Annotated in this window: 24 protein-coding genes; 14 read left to right on the forward strand and 10 right to left on the reverse strand. The window is 75.6% G+C overall.

The annotated features are described in order from the left end of the window. Positions 1–7 precede the first annotated feature (7 nt). Positions 8–1,225, reverse strand: a complete 1,218-nt coding sequence (locus tag ACQFYA_RS19175) for an ROK family protein (protein WP_499126797.1) — start codon at positions 1,223–1,225, stop codon at positions 8–10. 138 nt (positions 1,226–1,363) lie between these two features. Between ACQFYA_RS19175 and ACQFYA_RS19180 the strand changes: the two genes are divergently transcribed. The 4 genes from ACQFYA_RS19180 (at position 1,364) to ACQFYA_RS19195 (ending at position 6,313) form a co-directional block, all read left to right on the forward strand. Next, a complete protein-coding gene (locus ACQFYA_RS19180) occupies positions 1,364–2,677 on the forward strand; it encodes an ABC transporter substrate-binding protein (RefSeq protein WP_499126798.1) in 1,314 nt (437 codons plus the stop codon). A 36-nt stretch (positions 2,678–2,713) separates the two neighbouring features. Further along, positions 2,714–3,643: a carbohydrate ABC transporter permease gene (locus ACQFYA_RS19185; RefSeq protein WP_499126800.1), complete on the forward strand. Its 930-nt coding sequence runs from the start codon at positions 2,714–2,716 to the stop codon at positions 3,641–3,643. A gap of 41 nt (positions 3,644–3,684) precedes the next feature. Continuing rightward, a complete protein-coding gene (locus ACQFYA_RS19190) occupies positions 3,685–4,539 on the forward strand; it encodes a carbohydrate ABC transporter permease (RefSeq protein WP_499127613.1) in 855 nt (284 codons plus the stop codon). 94 nt (positions 4,540–4,633) lie between these two features. Further along, complete coding sequence (locus ACQFYA_RS19195; protein ID WP_499126802.1) at positions 4,634–6,313, forward strand: glycoside hydrolase family 13 protein; 1,680 nt, start codon at positions 4,634–4,636, stop codon at positions 6,311–6,313. Between the two features lie 84 nt (positions 6,314–6,397). On the opposite strand, the gene ACQFYA_RS19200 is transcribed toward ACQFYA_RS19195, so the two are convergent. The 5 genes from ACQFYA_RS19200 to ACQFYA_RS19220 all read right to left on the reverse strand — a co-directional run bounded on the left by ACQFYA_RS19200 (position 6,398) and on the right by ACQFYA_RS19220 (position 11,982). Beyond that, positions 6,398–7,768 (reverse strand): MFS transporter, encoded by a 1,371-nt coding sequence (locus ACQFYA_RS19200; RefSeq protein WP_499126804.1) that lies wholly within the window; start codon positions 7,766–7,768, stop codon positions 6,398–6,400. Continuing rightward, positions 7,765–8,721 carry a ChbG/HpnK family deacetylase gene (locus ACQFYA_RS19205; protein WP_499126805.1) on the reverse strand — a complete coding sequence of 319 codons (957 nt, stop codon included), beginning with the start codon at positions 8,719–8,721 and terminating at the stop codon, positions 7,765–7,767. The genes ACQFYA_RS19200 and ACQFYA_RS19205 overlap by 4 nt, the downstream gene beginning before the upstream one ends. Continuing rightward, the gene (locus tag ACQFYA_RS19210) at positions 8,718–9,887 is read right to left on the reverse strand and encodes an ROK family protein (protein ID WP_499126807.1); all 1,170 of its coding nucleotides are present in this window, start codon (positions 9,885–9,887) and stop codon (positions 8,718–8,720) included. Before ACQFYA_RS19210 ends, ACQFYA_RS19205 begins: the two co-directional genes overlap by 4 nt. Positions 9,888–9,972: 85 nt before the next feature. After that, positions 9,973–10,770 carry a glycosyltransferase family 2 protein gene (locus ACQFYA_RS19215; RefSeq protein ID WP_499127614.1) on the reverse strand — a complete coding sequence of 266 codons (798 nt, stop codon included), beginning with the start codon at positions 10,768–10,770 and terminating at the stop codon, positions 9,973–9,975. A gap of 378 nt (positions 10,771–11,148) precedes the next feature. Next, a complete protein-coding gene (locus ACQFYA_RS19220) occupies positions 11,149–11,982 on the reverse strand; it encodes a DUF5926 family protein (protein WP_499126809.1) in 834 nt (277 codons plus the stop codon). Positions 11,983–12,155: 173 nt separating this feature from the next. Between ACQFYA_RS19220 and ACQFYA_RS19225 the strand changes: the two genes are divergently transcribed. The 4 genes from ACQFYA_RS19225 to ACQFYA_RS19240 all read left to right on the forward strand — a co-directional run bounded on the left by ACQFYA_RS19225 (position 12,156) and on the right by ACQFYA_RS19240 (position 15,319). Further along, positions 12,156–13,550, forward strand: coding sequence for a CoA transferase (locus tag ACQFYA_RS19225; protein ID WP_499126811.1), 1,395 nt, complete (start codon positions 12,156–12,158; stop codon positions 13,548–13,550). A gap of 130 nt (positions 13,551–13,680) precedes the next feature. Further along, a complete protein-coding gene (locus tag ACQFYA_RS19230) occupies positions 13,681–14,274 on the forward strand; it encodes a sulfite oxidase-like oxidoreductase (protein ID WP_499126813.1) in 594 nt (197 codons plus the stop codon). Beyond that, positions 14,271–14,993 carry an FAD-binding oxidoreductase gene (locus ACQFYA_RS19235; protein WP_499126816.1) on the forward strand — a complete coding sequence of 241 codons (723 nt, stop codon included), beginning with the start codon at positions 14,271–14,273 and terminating at the stop codon, positions 14,991–14,993. Before ACQFYA_RS19230 ends, ACQFYA_RS19235 begins: the two co-directional genes overlap by 4 nt. Continuing rightward, the gene (locus tag ACQFYA_RS19240) at positions 14,993–15,319 is read left to right on the forward strand and encodes a DUF6510 family protein (RefSeq protein WP_499126818.1); all 327 of its coding nucleotides are present in this window, start codon (positions 14,993–14,995) and stop codon (positions 15,317–15,319) included. Before ACQFYA_RS19235 ends, ACQFYA_RS19240 begins: the two co-directional genes overlap by 1 nt. Before the next feature lie 8 nt (positions 15,320–15,327). On the opposite strand, the gene ACQFYA_RS19245 is transcribed toward ACQFYA_RS19240, so the two are convergent. From ACQFYA_RS19245 to ACQFYA_RS19255, 3 genes are all read right to left on the reverse strand, one after another. After that, positions 15,328–16,278 carry a Ppx/GppA phosphatase family protein gene (locus ACQFYA_RS19245; protein ID WP_499126820.1) on the reverse strand — a complete coding sequence of 317 codons (951 nt, stop codon included), beginning with the start codon at positions 16,276–16,278 and terminating at the stop codon, positions 15,328–15,330. 97 nt (positions 16,279–16,375) lie between these two features. Next, the gene (locus tag ACQFYA_RS19250) at positions 16,376–16,750 is read right to left on the reverse strand and encodes an SHOCT domain-containing protein (RefSeq protein ID WP_499126823.1); all 375 of its coding nucleotides are present in this window, start codon (positions 16,748–16,750) and stop codon (positions 16,376–16,378) included. Positions 16,751–16,925: 175 nt separating this feature from the next. After that, positions 16,926–18,353 (reverse strand): glutamyl-tRNA reductase, encoded by a 1,428-nt coding sequence (locus tag ACQFYA_RS19255; protein WP_499126824.1) that lies wholly within the window; start codon positions 18,351–18,353, stop codon positions 16,926–16,928. Between the two features lie 64 nt (positions 18,354–18,417). On the opposite strand from ACQFYA_RS19255, the gene hemE reads away from it, so the two are divergent. The 6 genes from hemE to hemL all read left to right on the forward strand — a co-directional run bounded on the left by hemE (position 18,418) and on the right by hemL (position 25,694). Continuing rightward, complete coding sequence (gene hemE / locus ACQFYA_RS19260) at positions 18,418–19,551, forward strand: uroporphyrinogen decarboxylase (RefSeq protein ID WP_499127616.1); 1,134 nt, start codon at positions 18,418–18,420, stop codon at positions 19,549–19,551. Next, positions 19,548–21,062 (forward strand): protoporphyrinogen/coproporphyrinogen oxidase, encoded by a 1,515-nt coding sequence (locus ACQFYA_RS19265; protein ID WP_499126825.1) that lies wholly within the window; start codon positions 19,548–19,550, stop codon positions 21,060–21,062. The genes hemE and ACQFYA_RS19265 overlap by 4 nt, the downstream gene beginning before the upstream one ends. A 270-nt stretch (positions 21,063–21,332) precedes the next feature. After that, positions 21,333–22,403: a hydroxymethylbilane synthase gene (gene hemC / locus ACQFYA_RS19270; protein ID WP_499126827.1), complete on the forward strand. Its 1,071-nt coding sequence runs from the start codon at positions 21,333–21,335 to the stop codon at positions 22,401–22,403. After that, positions 22,400–23,341 (forward strand): uroporphyrinogen-III synthase, encoded by a 942-nt coding sequence (locus ACQFYA_RS19275; RefSeq protein WP_499126829.1) that lies wholly within the window; start codon positions 22,400–22,402, stop codon positions 23,339–23,341. The genes hemC and ACQFYA_RS19275 overlap by 4 nt, the downstream gene beginning before the upstream one ends. A 62-nt stretch (positions 23,342–23,403) precedes the next feature. Further along, the gene (hemB, locus tag ACQFYA_RS19280; RefSeq protein WP_499127618.1) at positions 23,404–24,354 is read left to right on the forward strand and encodes a porphobilinogen synthase; all 951 of its coding nucleotides are present in this window, start codon (positions 23,404–23,406) and stop codon (positions 24,352–24,354) included. Beyond that, complete coding sequence (gene hemL, locus ACQFYA_RS19285; protein ID WP_499126832.1) at positions 24,342–25,694, forward strand: glutamate-1-semialdehyde 2,1-aminomutase; 1,353 nt, start codon at positions 24,342–24,344, stop codon at positions 25,692–25,694. Before hemB ends, hemL begins: the two co-directional genes overlap by 13 nt. Positions 25,695–25,777: 83 nt before the next feature. Here the strand turns inward: hemL and ACQFYA_RS19290 are convergent, their stop codons facing one another. Beyond that, positions 25,778–26,569, reverse strand: coding sequence for a hypothetical protein (locus ACQFYA_RS19290; RefSeq protein WP_499126834.1), 792 nt, complete (start codon positions 26,567–26,569; stop codon positions 25,778–25,780). Positions 26,570–26,688: the final 119 nt, after the last annotated feature.

Consider the following 26,688-nt stretch of genomic DNA (forward strand, 5'->3'; position numbering starts at 1 on the left):
GCGAGGTTCACCCCTCCGCGGCCGCCGGCAGGTCCCGGTCGAGGGCCCGCGCCCGCACGTGGTCGACGGCGAGGCGCACCGCTCCGGTCCGCACGACGTCCGGCCCGAGGTCGGAGACCACCACCTCGACCGCCGGGTCGTGCAGGTGCGCCGGGAGGAGCGCCCGCGCCCGCTCGACGACGGGCCCCAGCGCGGGCGCCATCGCCCCGGTGACGATGACCCGGTCGAGGTCCAGCAGCCCCGACAGCACGGCGCACACCCGCGCCAGGCGGTCGGCCAGGGCGTCCCGGACCTGCGTCCCGACGGCGTCGCCCGCGGCGGCGGCCGCGAGCACGTGCTCGGCATCGAGGCGGTCGAGCGGGACGTCCGCCAGCGCGCTCCCCGCCGACTCCGGCCGCCGGAGGAGCCGGCGGGCCTCGTCGCGGGCCAGGGCGCCGAGCCCGTCGCTGGACCCCACGCCCTCCACCATGTCGAGGATGCGCATCTCGCCGATCGCGCCGCGCGGCCCCCGGCGCAGCGTGCCGTCCAGGACGATCCCGGCCCCGATCCGCTCCCCGACCAGGAGCGCCGCGTACGCCGCGACGCCGTCGCCGTGCTCGGCCTCCGCGACGGCGGCGAGGTTCGCGTCGTTCTCGACGACGGTGTCCCAGCCGCGGGCGGCGAACAGGTCGTCCAGCCCGGGGTTCATCCGGGCCCAGAAGGGGTTGCGCTCCCCCGCCGGGACGCCGGTCGTCCCGACCGGCGCCGGCACCCCCAGCACCGCGGCCACGACCTCGCGGTCGCCCCGGCCGGAGCGCGCGACCGCGGCGTCCACGGCGGCGCGGACCGTCGCCCGGCGGGCGTCGGCGTCGCTGGCGGGGTCGACCTGCACCGCCTCCTCCGCGAGTACCCGCCCGTGCAGGTCGGCCACCGCCGCGGAGACGCGGTGCTGACCGGCGTCCACCCCGACGACGAGCGCGGCGTCGGGGCGGAAGGCGTACCGCAGCGCCGGGCGGCCCTTCGTGTACGCGCCGGCGGCGCGCGCGTCGTCGAGCTCGACGAGCCATCCACGGTCGGTGAGCTCCCGGCACAGCGCGAGGACGGTGGAGCGGGCCAGGCCGGTGGCGGCCATGAGGGCGCTGGCCGTCACCGGGTCGCCGTCCCACACCTGCTGCAGGACGCGCTCGGCGTTGAGCCGTCGTAGGAGGTGCGTCGAGGGCGTCGTGGCCTCCGCGCCGTGGGTCATCGTCGCTCCGGTGTCGTCGTCGCCCGCCCCGAGGACGTCGGGGCCGGGTCGGGCCAGGTCGGGACCAGTATGGTCGAGCAGTAAATTCTAGTGTTAGATTTTCTCCGCCAACAAAGTTCGACGACGAACGGAGCGAGCATGAGGGCTGGGAGCACGAGGACCGCCCGGGCCGGGACGACGGCGTCCGCGCGACGCCGACGCGCGGTACGGGCGACGGCCGGCGCCCTGGGGGTGGCCCTGACGGCCGGCCTCCTCGCCGGCTGCGGGGCCGGCGACGGCAGCCCGGAGACCATCCGGTTCACCTTCAGCAAGCGCGAGGCGATCCCGTACATGACCCAGGTCGCCGCCGACTACAACGCCTCGCAGGACGACGTGCGGGTGGTGATCGACACCTCGGGCGTCGACGTCGTCTCCGCGAGCTTCGTGCGCGGCAACCCGCCCGACCTCATGCTCGCGAACTACAACTACGAGATCGCGCGGTTCGTCGACCGCTGCACGCTCACCGACCTGGGCGGCACGGAGGCGGCGAGCCGGATCCGCCCGGACCTGCAGCCCCTCATGGACCAGTACGGCCGCTGCGACGGCCGCACGAGCGCCCTGCCCTACTCGGTGATGGCCGCCTCGGTGATCTACAACAAGAAGATCTTCGCCGAGCACCACCTCGACGTGCCGCGGACCTGGAGCGAGCTGGTCGACGTGGCGGACACGCTCGAGAAGGAGGGCGTGACGCCGTTCTACGGCACCTTCAAGGACGACTGGACCGTCGCCCAGGGATGGTTCGACTACGCCGTCGGCGGCCAGGTCGACACCCTCGACTTCTTCGACCGGCTGGACGACGAGGGCGCCGGCGTCGGCCCGCGGTCGGCCGTGTCGTTCGAGAAGGACTTCACGCGGCCCATCGAGCAGATGACGCAGCTCGCCGAGTACGTCAACGACGACGCCTCGAGCCGTGCCTACGGCGACGGCAACCTCGCCTTCGCCCAGGGCGAGGCCGCGATGTACCTCCAGGGGCCGTGGGCCTTCAGCGAGATCGCCAAGACGGCGCCCGACCTCGACCTGGGCACCTTCCCCCTGCCGATGACCGAGGACCCGGCGGACCTGAAGGTGCGCGTCAACGTCGACCTGGCCGCCATCATCCCCGAGGGCTCGCACCACCAGGACGCCGCGCGCGACTTCCTCGAGTACCTGTACCGGCCGCAGATCATCGAGGCGTACAACGAGTCCCAGCTGGGCTACACGCCCACGACCGACGCGCCGCCGCCGTCCGACCCGCGCCTCGCGGGGATGACCGAGTACTACGACGACGGGAAGGTCTACCAGGGCGCCTCGGTGCTCGTGCCCAAGACGATCCCCGTCATGGCCTACACCCAGGGGATCGCGTTCGGCGAGGACGCCGGCGCCACGATGCGCACCCTAGACGAGGACTGGGCCCGCCTGGCCCGGCGCCAGTAGCCCTTCCCAGCAGAGCGGAACGAAGGAGTCTTGCTCATGTCCACCCTCACCACGACAGCGACGGGCGTGCCCCCGGGCCGCGCCGCCCGCCGCGCGTCACGCGGCGCCAGGCGGCGGACCGAACCGATCTACTACCTCTTCCTGCTGCCGAGCCTCGTGCTGTTCACGCTGGCGATCCCGGTCCCCGCGCTCATCGGCATCTTCTTCAGCTTCACGAACTCGGTCGGCATCGGGGACTGGGACTTCGTCGGCCTCACCAACTACGCCGTCGCCTTCAGCGACCCCGCCATCTGGCAGAGCTACCTGTTCACGTTCGGGTTCTCGCTCGTCACCGTGCTCGTGGTGAACGTCGTCGCGTTCCTGCTGGCGGTGGGCCTGACCTCCCGCATCCGGGCCAAGGTCGGCCTGCGGGCGGTGTTCGTCATCCCGATGGTGATCTCCGGCATCATCATCGCCTACGTCTTCAACTTCCTGTTCTCGAACTCGCTCCCCGCCGCCGGGCAGGCGATCGGCATCCCGTTCCTGGAGTCGAGCCTGCTGGCGAACCCGGACCTCGCGTGGGTCGCGATCGTCGTGGTGACGGCGTGGCAGGCCGTCCCCGGGACGCTGCTCATCTACATCGCCGGGCTGCTCGCCATCCCCGGGGACGTGTACGAGGCCGCCGACCTCGACGGCGCGACCAGGACGCAGCGGCTGACGAGGATCACCCTGCCGCTCGTGGCGGGCTACGTGGTCATCAACGTCATCCTCGGCTTCAAGAACTTCCTCAACGCCTACGACATCATCGTCGGCCTGACGAACGGCGGCCCCGGCACCTCCACCCGGAGCATCGCGATGACCATCATCACCGGGTTCAACGGGGGCGACTACGCCTACCAGATGGCCAACGCGACGATCTTCTTCGTCGTCACCGTCCTGATCGCGTCCCTCCAGCTCTCGATCACCCGCGGAAGGAACACCCCGTGACGACGACGCTCACCACCCCGCCCCGCTCCGCGTCCCCCGTCGTGCCGTCCGCCCGCGCGCGGGTCCGGCGGTCGCGGGAGCGCTGGAACCGGTCGGGCACCGTCCTGCTCGCGCTGTGCGCCGTCACCGTGCTGCTGCCGCTCTTCGTGACCGTCTCGATGGCGTTCAAGACGACGGGACAGGCCGTCGACGGCAAGGCGTTCTCGCTGCCCGCTCCCTTCAGCGTCGAGGGCTTCGTCCAGGCCTGGCAGCTCACCGACTTCCCCGTCGGGCTCGCGATGTCGTTGCTGGTGACGGCGGGCACGGTCGCCGCGACGATCCTGCTGGCCGCCGTCGCGTCCTTCGCGATCATGCGCAACTGGGACCGGCGCGTGTTCCGCTGGTCGTTCTTCTACCTGCTCGGGGCGATGTTCATCCCGTTCCCCGTGGTCGCGCTGCCCCAGATCCAGCTCACCGGGCGCCTCGGCCTCGACAACCCGGCGGGCGTGATCGTGCTCGCCACCATGTTCCAGCTGAGCTTCAGCGTGCTGCTGTTCACCGCGTTCCTGCGGTCGATCCCGCCGGAGCTCGAGGAGAGCGCACGCATCGACGGCGCGACCACGTGGCAGACGTTCTGGAGGCTCGTGTTCCCGCTGCTCGCCCCGATGAGCGCCACGGTCGGCATCTTCGCGTTCCTCTACGCGTGGAACGACTTCATGATGCCGTCGCTCATCATCTCCGACCCGGCCCTGCAGACCCTGCCGGTGCGGCAGCAGCTGTTCCAGACCCAGTTCAGCAACAACTACAACGTCTCGTTCGCCTCGTACCTCATGGCGATGGCCCCGGCGATCGTCGCGTACCTGTTCACGCAGCGCTGGGTGATGGAGGGCGTCACCCAGGGCGCCGTGAAGGGCTGACCCCCGACCCCGACCCCGACCCCGACCCCGACCCCGACCCCGACCCCGACCCCGACCCCAACATGACCGCACCACCCGAAGAAAGGCACCTCTCATGACCGACCTGCTCGACGTCCCCGTCGCCGCCGACGACGACTCCGACGCCACCTGGTGGCGCCAGGCCGCCGTCTACCAGATCTACCCCCGCAGCTTCGCCGACTCGGACGGCGACGGCATCGGCAACCTGCGCGGCATCACCTCGCGCGTGGACTACCTCGCCGCCCTGGGGATCGACGCCGTGTGGCTGAGCCCGTTCTACCCGTCCGCGCTCGCGGACGGCGGCTACGACGTCGCGGACTACCGCGACGTCGACCCGCGGATCGGCACCCTCGACGACTTCGACGAGATGGTGGCGGCGCTGCACGGCGCCGGGATCCGCGTGGTCGTCGACATCGTCCCGAACCACACGTCCGACCTGCACGCCTGGTTCCGCGAGGCCCTCGCCGCCCCGAAGGGGTCACCCGCCCGCGACCGCTACATCTTCCGCGACGGCCTCGGGCAGGACGGCGAGCTGCCGCCCGCGGACTGGGAGTCCTGCTTCGGCGGCCCCGCCTGGGAGCCCGTCGGCGACGGGCAGTGGTACTTCCACCACTTCGCCACCGAGCAGCCCGACCTCAACTGGGACAACCCGGAGGTGCGGGCCGACTTCCTGCACACCCTGCGCTTCTGGTCCGACCGCGGCGTCGACGGGTTCCGCATCGACGTGGCGCACATGCTCACCAAGGACCTGCCCGCCCCCGGCGAGCCCCTGCCGACCTGGGCCGAGATCGAGGCGCTGCCGCAGGACGGCAACCACCCGCTGTTCGACCGCGACGACGTGCACGACGTCTACGCCGGGTGGCGCGAGGTCTTCGACTCCTACGACCCGCCCCGCACGGCCGTCGCCGAGGCGTGGGTGGGCTCGGCCGAGCGCCGCGCCCGCTACGCGAGCCGTGAGGGGCTGGGCCAGGCGTTCAACTTCGACCTGCTCGAGGCCGATTTCGACGCCGCGCAGTTCCGCCGCATCGTCACGGCCAACCTGGAGCTCGCCGCCGCCTCGGGCTCGTCGACCACCTGGGTCTTCTCCAACCACGACGTGGTCCGGCACGCCACCCGCTACGGCCTGCCGCCCCGCGGGGACAGCCCCGGCAAGGGCGGCCGCGAGTGGCTGCTGGCGGGCGGGCCGGAGGCCGAGCTCGACCGCGAGGCCGGGCTCGCGAAGGCCCGCGCGGCGACGCTGCTCGAGCTCGCGCTGCCCGGCTCGTCGTACCTCTACCAGGGCGAGGAGCTCGGCCTGCACGAGGTCGCGGACATCCCCGACGCCGAGCGTCAGGACCCGTCGTTCTTCCGGAACCCGGGCGTGGACCAGGGGCGCGACGGCTGCCGCGTGCCGCTGCCGTGGACCGCGGACGGCCCGTCGTTCGGCTTCGGCGACGGCCCCGCGCACCTGCCGCAGCCGGCCTGGTTCGCCGCGCACGCGGCATCGGCCCAGGACGGCGTCGAGGGCTCCACCCTCGAGCTCTACCGTGCCGCCCTCGGGCTGCGCCGCACGCTCCAGACCGCCGAGGAGCTCGAGTGGCTCGACGCCGGGTCGCCGGACGTGCTCGCGTTCCGCCGCCCGAACGGCTGGACCAGCGTCACCAACTTCGGCAGCGACCCCGTGCCGCTGCCCGCCGGCGAGGTGCTGCTGAGCAGCGCGCCGCTCGGCGAAGGCGAGCTCTCCGGCGCGACGACGGTGTGGCTCGTCGCCGGTTGAGCCGGCCCGCATCGCTGGTTGAGCCTGTCGAAACCCGCCGAGGGTTTCGAGAGGCTCAACCAGCGAGGGGGGGTTTCGACAGGCTCAACCAGCGGCGTTGAGGGGCTCGGCCGGCGCGGAGGCGCGCAGGGGGTAGAGCCAGAAGCAGACGAACGCCAGCGCCGCGAGGACCACCGGCACGCCGCCGACCAGCAGGCGGATGCCGGTGGCCACCTCCGGCACCTGCGTCGCCGCCCCCTCCACGTAGCCGCTGCCGGCGAGCACCCCCGCCACGACCACCGCCTGCACGACCACCGACCCGCGCACGACGAAACCGTTGGCGCCGAAGTACATGCCCTCGCGGCGCATGCCGGTGCGGCGCTCGTCGTCGTCGATCACCTGGCCGAGCGCGACCTCCAGCACCTGCATGAGGCCGGCCACGCCGAGGCCCACCGCCAGCCCCGCGGCCGCGGCGCCGAGCACGGTGGTGGGGAGCAGGTACAGGCACGTCGCGAGCCCGTACACGGCGACGACGGCGAGCATCGTGGTGCGGGGGCCGAGCCGCCGCACCACCCAGGACCAGCCGAAGATCGCGGGGATCGCGGCCACGAAGATGGGCGCCAGCAGCAGCGTCGCGTCCGCGTCGGTGCCGCCCACGGTGTACTTCACGTAGAACGGGATGCCGGCCAGCAGCACCGCCGTGGTGCTCTGCAGCAGCAGCGAGCCCAGCACGTACGTGACGAACGCGCGGTTCGCGAAGGTGTAGCGCAGCTGGTCGCGCAGCCCCACGGCGGACTCGCGCGCGCGGGCCGCGTCGTCGGCGTCGCGCTCGACCATCCCCAGCAGCGACCACGCGAAGAACCCGGCGCACACCACGGCGAGCGCGAGGCCCATCCCGGCCCAGCCGATCGTGTCGTACAGCAGCGGCGCCCCCGCGGTGCCGAGGATCATCCCGACCAGCGCGAAGAGCTGCCGCGGGCTGTTGCCGCGCGCCCGCTCGGCCGTCGTGCGGAAGATCTCCGGGAACAGGGCGGACACGTTGAGCACCACCGCCACGTAGGCGACGTCGAACACCGCCACGACGAGCAGGAACCACACGACGAGCCCCGCCGCCGGCAGCGGCGGCGGCATCCACACCAGCGCGAACGCGACCACCAGCGGCACGATGCCGAGCCCGATCCACGGCACGCGGCGGCCCCAGCGCGTGCGGCGCCGGTCGGAGGCCGCGCCCACCACGGGGTTGAGCACCGCGTTGAGGATGCCGTGCGCCACCATCGCGGCGGCGACCCAGCCGGCGGGCACGCCCAGGCGGTCGACGTAGAAGAAGACGACGAACGCGGAGAACGTCTGCAGCATGAGGTTCGCCGGGAACGCCGACGCCCCGTAGGCGACGGTCTGCGCGCGGCCCGCCGGCCCGACGAGCCGCCGGTCGCGCAGGCGGGCGAGCACCCCGACGCCCGTCACGGTGTCGGTCACCGCTCGCCCCGCTGCACGGCACGCAGGTCGCGCCAGCCGACCCGGACCAGGCCCTCCGCCTCGACGACGGCGGCCACCTCCGGGTCGCGCAGCAGCCGCTCCTCGTAGCCGCGCTTGGGCGCCGCGTAGTCGACCGCGTCGCGCAGCTCGTCGTCGTGCAGCATCGGGTGCAGGAAGATCTCGGTGACCCCCGGGTGCACGCGGCGCAGCAGGTCCAGGAAGCCGGCCTTCACCGCGTCGTAGTCCTCGGCGTCGGGCGTGCCCTCGCCGGCCAGCTCGAACGGGTGCGTCCACAGCCGGTCGAGGATGACGACGCCCGCCCCGTCGGCGGCCGTGGTGGCGGCGTCGAGGATCGCCTGCGACCCCGGCGCGTCCGGGTCGGCGCCCATGGCCTCGAGCCCGTCCAGGGAGCGCGGCAGCCGGAACGGGAGCCCGCGGGCGGCGGCGAGCGCGAGCACCTGCGGCAGGAAGGTGCGTCCCGTGGCGAGCCCGTAGACCGAGCCCATGTGGTTGTCCAGGTGGCTGACGTCGACGCCCGCCGCGAGCGCGGCGTCGAGCTGCGCCGCGAGCTCCGCCGCGACGTCGTCCTCCCGCGCGGCCCGCTCGACGGCGTCCACCGCCGCGGGGAAGTAGCCGGCGTCGTCGACCAGCGACGTGCCCGTCCCGGTGAGCGGGCGCCACCGGTAGCGGGTCCACTCGCTGGTGAGGACCAGGTGGACGCCGACGTCGAGGGCGGGGTCGGCGGCCGCCGTCGCGAGGGCGTCCGGGGCCCACGGGCACGGCACCATGACGGTGGAGGAGTCGAGGTGGCCCTCGGCCAGCAGCGGCATGATCGCCCGGTTCGCGGCCCGGCACATGCCCAGGTCGTCTGCGTTGAGGATGATCGCCCGCGCGTCCGGGCCGAGCCCGAGGCGCGTGGTGAGGTCCGAGGGCGGCGCGACGGGCGCGCTCACCGGGCCGCCCCGTCGACGGCCTCGGCGCCGTCGCGCGCGGTCGAGGCCACGACGTCCGCCGCGACGCGCCCGCGCAGCGTCTCGCTCGCCGCACGGCCGGCGCCGAGCACCGCGCCGTCGGCCCCGAGCGGCGAGGCCTCGATGCGGGCGGGCAGGACGCCGACGCGGTCGCGCATGTAGGCGGCGACCCGGCCGTGGATCGGGGGCCGGGCGGCCTCGTCGGCGAGCACGAACAGCTCGGGGTCGAGCACGATCGCCAGCGACGCCACGACGACGGCGACGCGCCGCGCCATCTCCGCCACGACCTCGTCCGCGACGCCGTCGCCCGCCTCGGCGCGGTCGATGAGCTCGCGGACCGTGATGTCCTCGGGCAGGTCGTGGTCCTTGGCCAGCACGGCGATCGAGGAGTCGCCCAGCACCTGCTCGCCGAGCGCGTGGCCCGGCTGCGGCAGGAAGGCCACCTCGCCCGCGATGCCCGACGCGCCCCGGTGCAGGCGGCCGTCCAGCACGACCCCGGCGCCGAAGCCCTCCCCGAACGCGACGGTGACGAACGACGACCGGCCCCGCCCCGCGCCCAGCTGCTGCTCGGCCAGCGCGCCGAGGTTCACGTCGTTGTCCAGCGCCACGGGGCAGCCGAGAGCGTCCACCAGCGCGCCGTGCAGCGCCGTCCCACCCTTCTCGTAGCCGGGCACGTGCAGCACGGTCGCGAAGTCGGGGCCCACGACGGCGGGGAACGCCACCGTCGCGCGGCTCACCTCGACGCGCCGGCCCGGGGCGATCCGCGCCTCCACGTCCTCGCGGCAGGAGTTCGCGAGGACCGCGGCCGCCCGCGCCCGGGCCACCGGGGTGCGCTGCACGTCGCGCCGCTCGGCCCGTGCCCGGACCGCCCCCGTGGCGTCCACGAGGGCGACCCGCACCCGGTCACGGGCCACGTCCACGCCCAGCCCGAACGCGGCGTCCGGGTCCACCCGGTAGCTCTCGTCGTCGGCGACCACGGCCCGTGCCGTCACCAGCGCCCGCAGCGCTTGCGCGACCGCCGGGCGGGGCAGCCCCGTCGCCTCGGCGACGGCGGGCTCGCCCGCGGGCGCCACCGCCAGCGCGTCGAGCACCGCGCGCACGTCGTGCTCGCGCAGCGGGCCCGAGGTTCCGGTGTCAGAGCTGGGCATCGAGCCTCCGTCGGGACAGGGTGGGACGGTGTCGTCCCGCCGGCGCTGTGAGCCTAACCACGCCCTCTGGGCTTGTCGACGCAGTTCAGGACGATGCGCGGTCGTGCGAGCGGCCGATGCCGCGGACGGCGTCGACAGCCCCGCGCACGCGGCGCGCGTTCACCGCGAGCACGACGTCGCGGTACTGCCCGGCACGGTGCAGCTGTCCCTTGAGGTCGTTCGAGGAGGCCCGGTGCCGGAGGTCGCACGGCACCTCGACCGCCACGTACCCCTCGCGCAGCAGGTCGATCGTCATGCCCGTCTCCACGCCCCAGCCGTGCGCCAGCGGAGTCGCCGACTCGAACGCCTCGCGGGTGAGGCAGCGCATGCCGGACAACGGCTGCGACGGGCTCCACCCCGTGAGGTGCTGGATGGCGCGCCGCGCGGTGCCGACGACGACGCCGCGCCCGCCGGCCCCGGTCTGCTTCGGGAGCAGTGCGATCGCGACGTCCGCCACGCCCTCGCGGACCGGCCCGACGAGCGGCGCCGTGTTCACGGCGGTGTCGCCCAGGTCGCCGTCCACGAAGAGCAGGAGCCGGGGCGCGCGCCCGTCGGCGTCGCGCATCGCCACCACGGCCGCGCCGGTCTCCATCGCCGCCGCCTTGCCGCGGTTGTGCGAGTGCCGGACGACGACCGCGCCGGCGTCGCGCGCCACGTGCTGCGTGTCGTCCGTGGAGCCGTCGTCGACGACGAGCACGAGGTCGACGTGCGGGATGGCGCGAGCCGAGCGGACCGTCGCGGCGATGCGCGCCGCCTCGTCCTTGGCGGGGATGATCACCGCCACCCGCTGGGGGTTGCGGCGGCCCTGGGCCGCCGGTGGCCGCGGCGTCTTCGCGACGGGCAGCGCCCCCACGCGCGTGGTGACGGACGCGCCTGCACCGTCCTGGCCGGCGACCCTGTTCCGCTCGCCGGCATCGTCCTGGCTGGTGGACACCTCAGCGCCCGTGCGGGTCGCTCCGTGGTCCGTGTTCACGACTCCCTGCCTGTTGTTCTCTCGCCCGTGTCGGCCTGACGACCGGTGGTCCGTCCGGCGCTGCTGTGCGGTGACCCTTGGGGAATCACCGGGAATCAGTAGAGCAATCTTTTCCCGAAGAACTGTACTCCCCCGGAAGGCCCGATCTCTGGTCAAGAAACGGTGTCGTCCGGGACGTGCCGTGAAGATCGTGCGGAGCCCCGCGCCGTCGCGGATCGCTGCCCGACGGGGCGGCGCGGCGGCGCCGCGTCAGCGCAGCGTCACCTGACGGGAGACGATACCGGCCCGCGCCCGCCGCTCGTTCGCGTCCAGAGGCTCCGTGACCGCGAGCGCCTCGTCGAGCTTGCGCCCGAGCTCCGCCACCGGCTCCTCGAGCTCGGCCGCCTCGGTACCGCGGGGCAGCTCCCAGACCGGCACGACGAGGCCGCAGGCGCGGAACATCCCCAGGAACTTGCCGCCCGCCAGGCCGGACTCGCGGCGCGCGTGCAGCCGGGCGATCGCGTTCACCACGGCGTCCTCGTCCTCCGTGCGCGCCCAGCGCAGGAACTCGCGCGACATCTGGCACCAGTACGCCGACGGCACCGACGACAGCTTCACCGTGGGGATCGACGTCTCGGCCGCCTCGTCGAGCGACGCGCGGATCTCCGCCGTCACCTCCGTGCCTGCGTCGATCCAGTAGTCGTAGCCGTCGTGCACGGTGACCTCGAACGGGACGTCGAGGTCGAGCACGTCCTGCAGGCGGGGGTCGCCGTCCTGCGCGGCCGGCAGCTCCTCGGGCAGCACCCCGGTGCCGGGCTCCGCGCCCAGCGCCGCGAGGAGCGCGGCGGCCAGGTCACGGCTGAGGTCGTCGGCGCTGCCCATGCCGTGCAGCGCGAGCAGCACGGTGCCGTCCTCGCGGTGCAGCGCGCACCAGCCGCCGGGCAGGACGGTCGTGACGACGACGTCGCGGCCGCCGTGCTCCGCCGTCGTGCGCGCCGTCGCCGTCGCGGACGGCACGACCTCGCGCATCGCGACCCAGTCCGCCTCCCCCGGCAGACCCTCGAACGGACGCAGGACGGGGGCGGATGCAGAGCTCTTGGCCATGCCGGCGATCCTATCGGCCCCCGCGCCGCACCCGTCCCCACGAGGTGGCTCGCGCCGAGGAGCGCTGAACGACCTCGCCGGGTCCGGACTACCTCGCGGGGTTCCGGACCACCTCGGCCGTCGGGCGGGCGGGGGCCTGGGTACCGTGGCGGGATGGAGGGTGGCGCCGCCTGGTGGCGGACTACCGGTCGGGGATCGCGTCGGGCCTCGGGCCCGACGGCGGGGACGACGGCCGAGGTGACGGCGCGGACGACGACGCGCGGGCGGCGCCGGCGCTCGACGGCGAGCGGGGCGCGTGGCTCGCCGCGACGCTTCCGGTGCTGGACCTCGCGCTCGGGTCGGTCGCGGCGCTGTGCTCCGCCGTGCGGCGCGCGGGCGGGACCGGGCCGATCGTGGACCGCGGCCCGTCGCCGGCGCGGGTCGCGGCGTCGTTCGGCTCGGACCGGCTGCTGCGGCTGGACGGCCGGCCCGTGGCCGGGTTCGCGCCGCTGTCCGGGTTCTTCCCCACGGTCGACGGCTGGGTGCGCACCCACGCGAACTACCCGCACCACCGCACCCGGCTGCTGCACCTGCTGGGCCTGCCGGACGGGGCGGACCGCGACGACCTCGTCGCGCGCCTCGCGGACGTCTCCGCCGCGACGCTGGAGGACGACGCGGCCGCGGCGGGCGCGATCGTCGTCCGCGTCCGCGACGAGGCCGGGTGGCGCGCCTCGGCGCCGGGCCGGTCCGCGGCCGACGGCCCGCTGGTCCGCGCGGCGCCGCGCGACGACGTCGGCGCCCGGTCGGCCGGGTCGGCCGGGCCGGTCGTGCCGGCCGGGGTCGACGCGGGCGCCGCCCCGCTCGCGGGGGTGCGGGTGCTCGACCTGACGCGCGTCATCGCCGGGCCCGTCGCCACCCGGGCGCTCGCCGCGCTCGGCGCCGACGTGCTGCGCGTGGACCCGCCCGTGCCCGCGGAGATCCGCCACCAGCACCTCGACGTCGGGCAGGGCAAGCGCACCACGCTGCTCGACCTGCACGACGTCGGCGACCGCGAGCGAGCGCAAGGGCTGCTGGACGACGCCGACGTGCTCGTCACCGGTTACCGGCCCGGCGCGCTCGACCGGTTCGGGCTGCGCCCGCCCCCCGGCGCGGTCGTCGCGCGGGTCTCGGCCTGGGGCGACGCCGGGCCCTGGACGCACCGGCGCGGCTTCGACTCGATCGTGCAGGCGGCGTCGGGCGTCGCGCTGCTCGAGTCCCCCGACGGCACCGCCCCGGGCGCGCTCCCCGCGCAGGCGCTCGACCACGCGACGGGCTACCTGCTCGCCGCCGGCGTGGCGGACGCCCTCGCCGCCCGCGGGCGCGACGGGCGCGGGCGGGACGTGTCGGCCGCCCTCGCCCGCACGGCCGCCTGGCTGCTCGACGCCGCCGGTCGCGACCCCGGGCACCCGGCCGCCGCCGTGCCCGGGCCGGACGCCGTCGCGAGCCACGGCCGCCGGCCCCGCGTCACCTCCGCGCGCCCCGCCCTGCCCGGCGTCGACGACCATCCGGCGCCCGCCCACCCGTGGGGCACGGACCACGCGGCCTGGTGACCGGCGGGTGATCGGCGCGCGGGCGCGTGCGAGACGCCCGCGGCTCTGGTCTCATCGGACCATGCACCGGCCACCGGCCGGCCGAGCTCCCGCGAGAGGGGTCGACGATGGGCATCGCGAGGGACGTCCGATGGGCGTCGTGACGCGCGGTTTCGGGGGCCGGCGCCCCGAGCCGGAGCATCAGATACCGCCGGGACAGTTCGTCACGCAGGACTTCCCCGTGCTGTCCGCGGGCCCGACGCCGACCGTGGACGAGTCCCGCTGGGAGCTCACGGTCCGCACCGAGACCGGCGAGGGGCGTACCTGGGACTGGGCGCAGCTCATGGCGCTGCCCGCCGAGGACGTCGAGACCGACATCCACTGCGTCACCCACTGGACCAAGCTCGGCACCACCTGGCGCGGCGTCTCCCTGGACACCCTGCTGGCCGACGTCGAGACGAGCGCGGAGTTCGTCATGGCGCACTCCTACGGCGGGTACACGACGAACGTGCCGATGCAGGACCTGCTCGACGGGCAGGCGTGGGTGGCGTTCGAGTTCGAGGGCGAACCGCTGGAGCCCGTGCACGGCGGGCCGGCGCGGCTGCTGGTGCCGCACCTGTACTTCTGGAAGAGCGCCAAGTGGCTGCGCGGCCTGCAGCTCATGGACGACGACGACCTCGGCTTCTGGGAGCAGAACGGGTACCACGCCTACGGCGACCCCTGGCTCGAGCAGCGGTACGCGTGAGCCCGGACGGCGGCTGGCACGTCGCGACCGTGGTCGGCGCGCGGCAGCTCACGGACACGGCCCGCGCGCTCACCCTGTCCGTGCCGGGGTTCACGGGCGCGCTGCCCGGCCAGCACGTCGACCTGCGCCTCACGGCCCCCGACGGCTACCAGGCCACCCGCGCGTACTCGCTCGCGGCGACGGGCAGCGACGAGCGGGTCGACCTCGTGGTGGACGAGGTGCCGGACGGCGAGGTGTCGCCGTACCTGGTGCGCGACGCCCGGCCCGGCGACGAGCTCGAGGTGCGCGGCCCGCTGGGCGGCTACTTCGTCTGGCACGACGCCGACCCGGCGCCCGTGCTGCTCGTCGCCGGCGGCTCGGGCGTGGTGCCGTTCCTCGCGATGGTGCGCGCCCGCCGCGCCTCCGGGCGCCGCGCACCGTTCCGGCTGGTCTGCTCCGTGCGTGGCCCGCTCGACGCGATCGGGCGCGAGGAGATCGACACGCCCGAGCCGGGCCTCGGCGTGCGGTGGGTCTTCACCCGCGAGGTCCCCGCCGGGTGGCAGGCCCCGCCCGCCCGGATCACCGCCGCCGACCTGACGGCCCCCGGCTTCGGTCCCGCCGACGGCGTCACGGTGTTCGTCTGCGGCCCCACCGGCTTCGTCGAGGCGGCCGCCGGGCTGCTGACCGGCCTCGGGCACCCGCCCGACCGGGTCCGCACCGAGCGCTTCGGAGGTGCCTGATGACCCAGCCCCACGACGTGCGCCCGCCCGCTCCCCCGCGCGAGACCCGCGGCGCCGCGGCGCTGGACGGCTCCGCGCTCGCCGGCGCCCTGCACGAGGTCTACGCCTTCGAGGCCACGCGCGCCGTCGTGCGGTGCGCGGCCTGCGGCCACACCGACGTGCTCGCCCGCACGACGGTGCACCTGTCCGCGATGGGCGCCGTCGTCCGCTGCGCGACGTGCACCGCCGTCCTGCTCGTGGTCGTCGAGCGACCTGACGGCCCGCTCGTGTCGGCGCACGGCGCCGCCTGGGTGCAGGCACCGTCCCCGGCGACCGCGGCGCCCTGAGCCCCCTGCTACATGCGGTCGAGCCGCTGCAGCACCGCACCCTCGCGCAGCGCCCACGGGCAGATCTCGACCTCGTCGACGCCGAGGGCGCGCATGGTCTCCTCCGCCACGACCGCCCCGCCGACGATCTGGTAGGTGCGCTCCGGGGTGACGCCCGGCAGCGCCGTGCGCCCCTCGGCGGGGATGCGGGCGAGCCGCGGCACCCAGTCCGCGAGCTGCGACAGGCGCATCCGCCAGCGCTCGTCCGGGCCCACCACGTCCACCTGCATGCCGGCGAGCCGGGCCAGCGAGCGGAAGGTCTTGGACGTCGCGACCACGTGGTCCGGCGCGGGCACGGTCGCGAGGCGCTCGACGACGGGCTCCAGCAGCGCGCGGGCGTGCACGCGCAGCGCGTCGACCTGGTCGGCGGGCGGCGGGTCGTCGGGGAGGAAGACGCGCGTGCTGCGGCCGGCGCCGAGCGGGACGGACGCCGCGAGGTCGGGCGACTCGTCGACGCCCGTCGCGATCTCCAGCGACCCGCCGCCGATGTCGAGCACGAGCAGCCGCCCGGCGGCCCAGCCGTGCCAGCGGCGGGCCGCGAGGAACGTCAGCCGGGCCTCGTCCTCGCCGGACAGGACCAGCACGTCGCGCCCCACCCGCTGCGAGATCGCGGCCAGCACGGCGGCGCCGTTCGTGGCGTCGCGCAGCGCCGAGGTGGCCATGGGGAGCAGCTCGTCGACCGCGGACTCGCGGGCGAGGGACATCACGTCGTCGACCGCCGCGAGCAGCGCCCGCTCCCCGTCCGGCGAGACCGCGCCGTCGGCGTCGACGTAGCGCATCAGCCGCACGGTGATCTTGCGCGACGCGGCGGGCACCGGCCGCACCCCGTGCCGGGCGTCCATGACCAGCAGGTGCACGGTGTTGGAGCCGATGTCGATCACGCCGAGGCGCGTGGCCCGGGCGGCGGGGTCGGTCGTCATGTCAGCCGAGCGTAGACCGGGCGCCGGCCCGGCGGACACGACGACGCCCGGTCCCGCGGGGCGGGGCCGGGCGTCGTGGTCCGTCAGCGACGGCTCGTCAGGAGAGCGCCTTGGCCTTGAGGCGCTCGTACTCCTCGGGCGTGATCGTGCCCTCGTCCAGCAGCTTCTTGGCCGACGAGATGTGGTCCGCCGGGGAGCCCGCCACGGACTGGATGTACGCGTCCGTGTCGGCCTTCGCCGACTTCACGGCGGCCAGCTGACGCTCCGACATCCCGCGCCCCCGCGCGATGAGGTAGATCAGCGCGGTGATCAGGGGCACGAAGATCAGGAAGACGACCCACACCGCCTTCCACCAGCCCGACAGCTCCCGGTCCCGGAACAGGTCGGTGAGGATCTGGAAGAGGACCATCAGGTAGGCGACGAACAGGAAGATCCAGACGAGGTACCAGAAGAAGTCCCAGAAGGTGTCCATGCTCAGCGTGTCCTTTCGAGGCAGTCACGACCTTCGTAGGTCGACCGGCGGCGGACCGGTACGCCCGCGTTCGGCACGCTAGTACCGACATGCCGGACGCGCGCGTCGAAACAGGGTGATCTGGGTCGGCACCCGGCGAACCGGGCCACGTGGGAGTTTCGCGACAGGCGGGGCGTCAGCGCCCGACGGCGCGCTCGGCGTCGGTGACGAGCTCCTCGGCGCCCGAGACGACGGCCGCCTCCTCGGCGCGGGCCCGGGCCAGCGCGTCGGCGCGCACGGCCACGATCTGCCCGTGCAGGGCGGAGTGCACGCGCCGGCGGACGTCGCGTGCGATCGCGTCGACGTCGGACTCGTCCGGGCTCACGCCGCGGGGCTCGAGCTCGGTGGCGAGGCGGTCCACGGCCGCGTCGACCTCGCGCCGCACCTGCACCTCGGCGGCGTCGAACAGTGCCACGACGGCGGCGTCGGCCGCCCGTCCGAGACGGGTCTCCTCGAAGTCCGCCGCCGCGTCGTCGACGATGCGGCGGGCGCGGTCGACGACGCCGGCCGCCGTCGCGGGGGCGTGCGCCTTGAGCGTGCTCAGGTCGTACAGCAGCACGCCCTCGACGTCCGCCACGCCGGGGTCGACGTCGCGGTGCAGCGCCAGGTCGAGCACCACCAGGGGGCTGCCGGTCTCGCGCCGTCCCGAGCCCGTCGAGGGATCGCCGGCAGCGGCCGCCGCGCGCTCGCGGGACCGCACCACCGCGGCGGCGTCCAGCACGTACTCCAGCGAGGCCTCGGCGCCGTCCGCGAGGGCGTCGGCGGGCCGGCGGCCCCGGGCGCCCGAGCAGGACACCACGAGGTCGGCGTCCGCGAGCGCCTCCACCAGGTCGTCCACGGCCTCGACGCCGTGCCCCTCGGCGAACATCCCGGCGCGGCCGGAGCGCGAGTACACCCGCACGTCGTCGCAGCCCCGGGCGCGCAGGGCCGCCACCGACGCCCCCGCGTACGAGCCGGTCCCGATGAGCACCACGCGCACGTCCCGCCACGACCCGTCGGGCTCGGGGGCACGGCCCGGCAGCAGGTCACGACCCGCGAGGTCCAGGCCGAGCGCCACGACCGACCGGCCGGCGGCGCCGAGCGCGGTCTGCGTGCCCACCCGCTTCGAGGTGCGCGACGCCGTCTGGAACAGCAGCTCGAGCGTCTTGGAGGTGGTGCCGTCGGCGCGCGCCTCCGCGAGGGCGCGCTTCACCTGCCCGGCGATCTCCCGCTCCCCCACGACCATCGAGTCCAGGCCGGCGGCGACGGTGAAGAGGTGCTCGGTCACCTCCGGCCCGGTGCGGACGGTGAACGAGTCGGCCGCGACGTCCCGCGTGACCCCCGAGCTCTGCGCGACGAGCGCGGCCACGTGCCCGGTGGCGTGCCGGACGGCGTCGCCCTGCAAGGGCGCGTCGACGTCCAGGTAGAGCTCGAAACGGTTGCAGGTGGAGATGACGACCGAGCCCTGCACGGGCCCGCACGACCCCACGACGGCACGGCCGACGGAGCCCGAGCCGGTGGACAGCCGCTCGAGGGCGTCCAGGTCCAGCTCGCGGTGCGAGGCGGTGAGGGAGAGGAGTACCACAGTGCTCCCACTTTAAGAGGGTGGACGAGGAGGGGCAGAATCATGGACCGTGACATCCCCCACGATGCCGGCCGAGCCGGTCCACGAGCCAGTCCCGCTTCCCGCCGACCACCCGCTGGTCGACGGCCGGACGACGCGCTCCCCCCTGGTGCAGGCCCTGCGGGGCGGCCGACCGGACGTGACCCCCGTGTGGTTCATGCGGCAGGCCGGCAGGTCGCTGCCCGAGTACCGCGAGGTCCGTCAGGGGGTAGGGATGCTCGACTCCTGCCTCCGGCCACCGCTCGCGTCGGAAATCACCCTCCAGCCCGTGCGCCGCCACCACGTGGACGCCGCCGTCTTCTTCAGCGACATCGTCGTGCCGCTGCGGCTCGCCGGCGTGGACGTGGACATCAAGCCCGGCGTCGGGCCCGTGATGGACCAGCCGTACCGCACGGCCGAGGACGTCGCCCGGCTCACCTCGAGCACCCTCGACGACGCCGCGCTGGCGCCGATCGCCGAGGCCGTGCGGCTCACCGTGGCCGAGCTCGGCGACGTCCCGCTGCTCGGCTTCGGCGGCGCGCCCTTCACGCTCGCCGCCTACCTGGTCGAGGGCCGCCCGTCGCGCGACCACCTCGCCGCCCGCACCCTGATGCACGCCGACCCTCAGACGTGGGCGCGGCTCACCGCCTGGACCGCGGAGCTCACCGGGCGGTTCCTGCGGGCGCAGGTGCTCGCCGGCGCGTCCGCCGTGCAGCTCTTCGACTCGTGGGCGGGCTCCCTGTCGCTGGCCGACTACACCGCCCACGTCGCGCCGTCGTCCACCTCCGCGCTGGCGCACGTCGCCGACCTGCGCACGCCCGACGGCGGCCTCCCGGCCATCCATTTCGGCACCGGCACCGGCCACCTGCTGCCCGCCCTGCGCGACGTGCTGGACGCCGCCGGCATCACGCATCCCGCCGTCGGCGTCGACTACCGCACCCCGCTGGACGAGGCCGCGGCCCTGCTGGCCGACCACCCCCGCGGCGCCGTGCCCGTGCAGGGCAACATCGACCCCGCCCTGCTCGGCGCCCCCTGGCCGGTGCTCGAGGCGCACGTGCGCGACGTCGTCGCCCGCGGCGCCGCGGCCCCGGGGCACGTCGTGAACCTCGGCCACGGCGTGCCGCCCGACACCGACCCGACCGTGCTGACGCGCGTCGTCGAGCTGGTCCACTCGCTGTGACGCCGCTCCCGCCGCTCGGCGCCCCCGACGCGACCTCCGGTCGGCCCGCCCGGCCGCCCGAGCACGTCGACGCGGTGGTCGTGGGCGGCGGGATCGGCGGGCTCGTCGCGGCGCGCACGCTGGTGCGGCGCGGGCTGCAGGTCGTGCTCCTCGAGGCGTCCGACCGCGTGGGCGGCCCCGTGCGCGGCGGCGCCTTCGGGTCGCTGCCCGTGCGGCTCGACCTCGGCGCCGAGTCGTTCGCCGCGCGCGGCACCGCGGTGACGGACCTGGCGGACGAGCTGGGCCTGGGCGTCGTGAGCCCGGCACCCCTGTCGGCCTGGGGGTACGCGGCGGGTCGCGCGTTCCCCCTGCCGAAGGCGGGCGTGCTCGGCATCCCGTCCGTGCCGTGGGCTCCCGACGTGCGTCGCGCGATCGGCTGGCCCGGCGTCGCGCGGGCGGCCCTGGACCGGGTGCTGCCGCGGTTCGTCGCGGACCCGTCCGACCTCGGGGCGCTGGTGCGGTCCCGCCTCGGGCGGCGCGTGGCCGACCGGCTCGTGGCCCCCGTCGCGACCGGCGTGCACTCCGCGCCGCTGGACCGCCTCGACGTCGCCGCCGTCGCCCCGGGCCTGCTCGAGGCCTTCGCGCGCACGGGCTCGCTGTCCCTCGCCGTCGGGGCGCTGCGGGCGGCCGCCCCCGCCGGCTCGGCCGTGCGCGGCATCGACGGCGGCATCCACGCCCTCGTCGAGGCCCTCACCGGCGAGATCGCCGCGAGCGCCGAGGAGTTCGCCGACTCGCCGCGCACCGACGCGACCGGGCCGATCCACGCCGCCGTGCGCGTGGGGCAGCGGGTCGACGGCGTCGAGCGCCTCGGGACGAGCCGGGGCGCGGACTGGCAGGTGACCACGACGGCGGGCGACGCCGTGCGCGCGCCGCGACTGGTCGTGACGACGCCGCAGGTCGCGCCGCTGCTCGCCCCGTGGGTCGCGCCCCTCGACGACGGGGACGGCGGCCCGGTCGTGCCGACGCCCGAGGCCGGCGCCGACATCTGGCTCGCGACCCTCCTGCTCGACGCCCCCGAGCTCGACGACGCCCCGCGCGGCTCCGGCCTCCTCGTCGCGCCCGACGACGAGGGCGCCGCGTCCGGCGTCCGCGCCAAGGCGCTCACGCACGCGACCGCGAAGTGGCCGTGGCTGGCCGACCGCGTGCGCGCCGTCGTCGGGCCGGGCGTGCACGTGGTGCGGCTGTCCTACGGGCGGGTCGGCACCTCGACCGAGCCGCCGAGCGCGGACGAGGCCGCCCGCGACGCGTCGGCGCTGCTCGGCGTCGACCTCACCGACCGCGTGCGCGACCACCTGCTGCAGCGCTGGGACGGCTCGCTCCCCCCGCCCACGCCCGCCTACCGTGCGGACGTCGCGGCGTTCACCGCCGCCGTCGGGCACACGCCGGGGCTGGCCGTCACCGGGGGGTGGGTGGCCGGCACCGGTCTCGCCTCGATCGTCGCGCACGCGCAGGCCGCCGTCGACGCCCTCTGACCGCGAGGTAGTCCGAGTCCCCGCGAGGTAGTCCGAGTCCCCGCGAGGTAGTTCGAATCCCCGCGAGGTAGTGGTCCAGTCCACTACCTCGGCGGGAGCTGGACTACCTCGGCAGAACTCGGACTACCTCGCGGAGATCCGGACTACCTCGGCGGGTGGTGACGCCCTGTCGTGACCCGGTGTCAGGACGTCGCGGGGAACGGTGTGAGATCGGCCTCCCGGCCTGCTCGGGGTTGCCCACGGGCCGCGCCGCTGCGCGACACTGGACGGGTGAGCACCCCCCAGACCGCCCCCGCCCCGCTGCGACTCGGTACCCGCGGGAGCGCCCTCGCCACGACGCAGTCCGGGATGGTGGCCCGTCGGCTGGAGGAGCTGCTCGGCCGGCCGGTCGAGCTGGTGCGCGTGCGGACCGAGGGCGATGTGAAGACGGGCTCCCTCGCCTCGCTCGGCGGGACGGGCGTGTTCGTCACGGCGCTCCGGGAGGCGCTGCTCGACGGCCGGTGCGACGTCGCGGTGCACTCGCTCAAGGACCTGCCCACGGCGCAGCCGGCGGAGCTCACCGTGGTCACCCCCGAGCGCGAGGACCCGCGCGACGCGCTGTGCGCCCGCGACGGGCTGACCCTCGACACCCTGCCCCGCGGCGCCCGCGTCGGCACCGGGTCGCCGCGCCGGGCCGCGCTGGTGCAGGCCGCGCGCCCCGACGTCGAGATGGTGGACATCCGCGGCAACGTCGAGACGCGCCTGGCGCGCGCCCTCGGCCCCGACGCCGACCTGGACGCCGTCGTCCTCGCGTTCGCGGGGCTGTCCCGCCTGGGCCGCACCGAGGTGGTGTCGCAGCTGCTCGACCCCGTCGTCGTCGCTCCGGCCCCCGGGCAGGGCGCGCTCGCCGTCGAGGCGCGCACCGGCGACCTCGCCGCCGGCTCCGCGCTCGGCGAGGCGTTCGCCGCGCTCGACCACCGCCCCACGCGCCTCGCCGTGCTGGCCGAGCGCGGGGTGCTCGCACGCCTCGAGGCCGGGTGCGCCGCGCCCGTCGGCGCGCACGCCCGGGTCGAGGCCGGCGAGCTGCAGCTCACCGCGGTCGTCGCCCGGGTGGACGGCACCGAGCAGCTCACACACAGCGCGTCGACGCCCCTGGCCGCGGACACCGGGGCGACCTCGCAGGACGACGCCGCGACGGCCCTGGGCAGCCGGGTGGCCGACGCGCTGCTCGCCGACGGCGCGGCCCGCCTCGCTCCGCTGGTCGGCGGCGACCGGGCCCCCGCGCCGGAGGACGTCGCGACGCGCGCCGACGTCGCGCCGCTGCGCGTCCCCACCGGCACCGACGACCCGGAGGGCTCGTGACCCGCGGGACGACGAGCACCCCCGCGGACCGCGCGGCGGGACACACCCCGGCGCGCGGCGCCGACCGCGCCGCGCCGCGGTCGGTGCTGCTGGCCCGGGCGCCGGAGCGCGCGGCCGGGCTCGCGGCGCGGCTGCGCGAGGCCGGGCACGACGTCGTCGTCGCGCCGGTGATCGAGCGCGCCCCGGCGGACGACGTCGCCCCGCTCGACGACGCCGCCCGCGCCCTCGTCCGCGGCGCGTACGCGTGGACGGTCGTGACCAGCGTCAACGCCGTCGCCGCCCTCGTCGCCGCGGCCGCGCGCACCGGCGACGACCTCGCCGCCGCGCCCTGCCGCTGGGCCGCCGTCGGGCCCGCGACGTCCCGGGCCCTCGGCGACGCCGGCCTCACGACCGACCTCGTGCCGCCCGCCGACGCCTCCGCCGCCGGGCTGGTCGCGACGTTCCCCGCCCCGGACGACCCCGACCGCGGCGACCCCACGACCGCCGCGCCGCGCGTCCTGCTCCCCCTCGGCGACCTCGCCCGCCCGACGCTCGAGCACGGGCTGCGCGCGCGCGGCTGGGAGCCGCACGTCGTGACCGCGTACCGCACGGTGCGCCACGACCTGCCCGCCGACGTCGCGGACCGCGCCCGGGCCGGCGGGTTCGACCTGGTCGTCGTCGCGTCCGGCTCCGTCGCGCGCGAGATCGCCGCGCAGGCCGGCACCGCCACCCCCGTCGTCGCCATCGGGGCCCCGTCCGCCGAGGCCGCGCGCGACGCGGGGCTGCGCGTCGCCGCGGTGGCCGCGCGCCCCACCGACGACGCGCTCGCCGCCGCCGTCGGCACCGCCCTCGACGGCATCCTCGACCCGCCGTCCGACCCCGCGTTCGACCCCGCGTTCGACAGCGTCGCCGCCGACCCGACGGCGACCGCCCCCACCTCCACGAAGGAGCACCCGTGAGCACCTCGGGCACCACGTCCGGCATCGTGTACCGGCCGCGCCGCCTGCGCACCACGCCGCGCATGCGGCGGCTGGCCGCCGAGACCCGCCTGCACCCGGCGGACCTCGTGCTGCCGCTGTTCGTCAAGGAGGGCCTCGACGAGCCCGCGCCGATCACGTCGATGCCGGGCCAGGTGCAGCACACCGAGGCCTCCCTGCGCGACGCGGTCGCCGAGGCGGCGCGCGCGGGCCTGGGCGGCGTGATGCTGTTCGGCATCCCCGCCGAGCGCGACGCGACCGGCTCCGCCGGCGACGACCCGGACGGCGTCCTGCAGCGCGGCATCCGCCTCGCGCGCGAGGCCGTCGCGGCGGTCGAGGCCGAGACGGGCCGCCCCGGCCCGGTCGTCATGGCCGACACGTGCCTGGACGAGTTCACCGACCACGGCCACTGCGGGGTGCTCACCGCCGACGGCGCGGTGGACAACGACGCGACGCTCGACCGGTACGCGTCGATGGCCGTCGCGCAGGCGCGGGCGGGCGCCGAGGTGGTGGCGCCGTCCGGGATGATGGACGGCCAGGTCGCCGTCATCCGCGACGCGCTCGACGACGCCGGCTTCGCGCAGGTGAGCATCCTCGCGTACAGCGCCAAGTACGCCAGCGCGTTCTACGGCCCCTTCCGGGAGGCCGTCGACAGCGCCCTCCAGGGCGACCGCCGCACCTACCAGATGGACGCGGCGAACTCCCGCGAGGGCCTGCGCGAGGCCGACCTCGACCTGGCCGAGGGCGCGGACATGGTCATGGTGAAGCCGGCCGGCACGTCGCTGGACGTGCTGCGCGGCGTCGCGGACCGCTCCGACGTGCCGGTCGCGGCATACCAGGTCAGCGGCGAGTACGCGATGATCGAGGCGGCCGCGGCGCACGGCTGGATCGACCGCGAGGGCGCCGTGCTCGAGTCGGTGACCGCCATCAAGCGTGCCGGCGCCGACATCGTCCTCACCTACTGGGCCAACGAGATCGCGGAGTGGATCAAGTGACCGGAACGACCCTCGACAACCACGCCGCGTTCCTGCGCGCCCAGGCCGCGATCCCCGGGGGCGTGAACTCGCCCGTGCGCGCGTACGGCTCGGTGGGCGGCGACCCGCGGTTCCTCGCGAGCGCCCGCGGCCCCTACGTCACGGACGTCGCGGGGCGCGAGTACGTGGACCTCGTGTGCTCGTGGGGCCCGGCCCTGCTGGGGCACGCGCACCCCGAGGTGGTCGCGGCCGTGCAGGACGCCGCCGCGCGCGGACTCTCGTTCGGCGCCCCCACGGTGGCCGAGGTGGAGCTCGCGGAGGAGATCCGCCGACGGGTGCCCGTCGCCGAGCGCGTGCGGCTCGTGTCCACGGGCACCGAGGCGACGATGACGGCGATCCGGCTCGCGCGCGGCGTGACCGGGCGGCCGCTGGTCGTGAAGTTCGCCGGCTGCTACCACGGCCACGTGGACGCCCTGCTCGCCGAGGCGGGCTCGGGCGTCGCGACGCTCGCCATGCCGGGCACGGCAGGCGTCACGGAGGCGTCGGCCGCGGAGACGCTGGTGCTGCCGTACAACGACCTCTCCGCCGTGGAGGAGGCGTTCGCGCAGCACGGCTCGCGCATCGCCGCAGTGATCACCGAGGCCTGCCCCGCGAACATGGGCGTGGTGCCGCCCGCCGAGGGCTTCAACGAGGGGTTGCGCCGCGTCACCCGCGAGCACGGGGCCCTGTTCGTCATGGACGAGGTGCTCACCGGCTTCCGCGTGGGCCCGTCGGGCTGGTGGGGCCTGGAGAACGCGGCGATCAAGGCCGCCGGCGGCGAGGGGTACGCCCCCGACCTGCTGACGTTCGGCAAGGTCGTGGGCGGCGGGATGCCGGTGGCCGGCCTCGGCGGGCCCGCGGCGATCATGGACCAGCTCGCCCCGACCGGACCCGTCTACCAGGCGGGCACGCTGTCCGGGAACCCGGTGGCCGTGGCGGCCGGCCTCACGACCCTGCGCCTCGCCGACGACGCCGTGTACGCGCGGGTGGACGCCGTCGCGGACGCCCTGGCCACGGCGCTCGGCGACGCCCTGTCGGCCGAGGGCGTGGAGCACCGCGTGCAGCGCGCGGGCTCGCTGTTCTCCGTCTTCTTCGGCCCGCTCGCGGCCGCGGCCGGGGTGCGCGACTACGCCCAGGCGCAGGCCCAGGAGGTGTTCCGGTACCGGGCGCTGTTCCACGCGCTGCTCGACGCGGGCGTGAACCTGCCGCCGTCGGTCTTCGAGGCCTGGTTCGTCTCCGCCGCGCACGACGACGCCGCCGTGAACCGCATCCTCGAGGCCCTGCCCGCCGGCGCGAGGGCGGCCGCCGCGGCGACCGTCTGACCCGCGCACCCTTCGAGCACGCGATCCGTCGCGTCATCCGGGGTGATGGCGCGACGGATCACGTGCTCGAAGGGTGCAGTCGGTCAGCGCTTGGCGACGCCGTCCCTGCCGCTGGCCGCGGTCCTCGTCGTCGTCGCGGGCACCGCGATCTCGTAGGTGCCGGCCTTCGCGCTCTTCACCCGCGAGACGACCTTGCCGCCCGTTCCGGTCGTGACGTGCTTGACCGTGCGCCACCCGGCGGGACCCGTCGGGTTGAAGCGGATCGCGACGCGGACGCCCTTCGTGCCCTTCCACGTGCCGGAGTCCGAGTACGAGCTCTTCCAGACGTTCTCCTTGACCGTGCCGCGCACCTGGACGTACGCGCGGGAGCCCTTGGCGCGGTAGGCGTCGGTGCCCGTGACGGCGCGCTTGTTGCGCAGGTAGACGGTCGTCAGATGGTCCTTGCTGACGTAGTAGTCGTTCCCGCCGAAGGTGGGTGCCAGGTCGGCCCCGACGGCGAGCCGCTGCGGCACCAGGTGGTCGTACTTGCGGAAGGTGATCGTCGTCTTCTTCGTCGTCGAGACGGAGTTCGTGAAGTCCGAGTACTCCCACTGCCACGGGCCGTTGATGGACTCCGCGGTCGCGCTGCCCGCGTTCCCCCACCAGCCGGTGAACTTCCCGGGGCCGGAGAACGACAGCTTCGCCGTCACCGGGACCTTGGTGTACCCGGCGCGGTTGATGGTCACGTAGGTGGGCGTCGTGACCGTCATCCTGGCCGACGACGTGCCGTCATAGCTGTTGTCGGAGGTCGACCCGGTGCCTGCCGCGGCCGGACCCGCGACGGCGCCCACGGCGACGACGGCACCGACGAGCGATGCCACGATCTTGCGCTTCATTGTGCTTCCCTGCTCTCGTGGACGGCCCGCTCTGCGGGCCGTCAGGAGCGTATGCGGCGGCACCCGGGGGTTTGGGCGGTCCTGCGCGTATTTCACAGGCCGCCCACCGGACCCCTCTG

This window comes from Promicromonospora sp. Marseille-Q5078 (assembly GCF_050315395.1).
In the GTDB taxonomy this organism is placed as follows: Bacteria; Actinomycetota; Actinomycetes; order Actinomycetales; family Cellulomonadaceae; genus Isoptericola.

Coding starts and splice junctions, on each gene's coding strand:
- ACQFYA_RS19175 (WP_499126797.1), bottom strand. CDS start 1,225: ATGACCCACGGCGCGGAGGCCACGACGCCCTCGACGCACCTCCTACGA.
- ACQFYA_RS19180 (WP_499126798.1), top strand. CDS start 1,364: ATGAGGGCTGGGAGCACGAGGACCGCCCGGGCCGGGACGACGGCGTCC.
- ACQFYA_RS19185 (WP_499126800.1), top strand. CDS start 2,714: ATGTCCACCCTCACCACGACAGCGACGGGCGTGCCCCCGGGCCGCGCC.
- ACQFYA_RS19195 (WP_499126802.1), top strand. CDS start 4,634: ATGACCGACCTGCTCGACGTCCCCGTCGCCGCCGACGACGACTCCGAC.
- ACQFYA_RS19210 (WP_499126807.1), bottom strand. CDS start 9,887: ATGCCCAGCTCTGACACCGGAACCTCGGGCCCGCTGCGCGAGCACGAC.
- ACQFYA_RS19220 (WP_499126809.1), bottom strand. CDS start 11,982: ATGGCCAAGAGCTCTGCATCCGCCCCCGTCCTGCGTCCGTTCGAGGGT.
- ACQFYA_RS19230 (WP_499126813.1), top strand. CDS start 13,681: ATGGGCGTCGTGACGCGCGGTTTCGGGGGCCGGCGCCCCGAGCCGGAG.
- ACQFYA_RS19240 (WP_499126818.1), top strand. CDS start 14,993: ATGACCCAGCCCCACGACGTGCGCCCGCCCGCTCCCCCGCGCGAGACC.
- ACQFYA_RS19245 (WP_499126820.1), bottom strand. CDS start 16,278: ATGACGACCGACCCCGCCGCCCGGGCCACGCGCCTCGGCGTGATCGAC.
- ACQFYA_RS19250 (WP_499126823.1), bottom strand. CDS start 16,750: ATGGACACCTTCTGGGACTTCTTCTGGTACCTCGTCTGGATCTTCCTG.
- hemE (WP_499127616.1), top strand. CDS start 18,418: ATGCCGGCCGAGCCGGTCCACGAGCCAGTCCCGCTTCCCGCCGACCAC.
- hemB (WP_499127618.1), top strand. CDS start 23,404: ATGCGGCGGCTGGCCGCCGAGACCCGCCTGCACCCGGCGGACCTCGTG.
- ACQFYA_RS19290 (WP_499126834.1), bottom strand. CDS start 26,569: ATGAAGCGCAAGATCGTGGCATCGCTCGTCGGTGCCGTCGTCGCCGTG.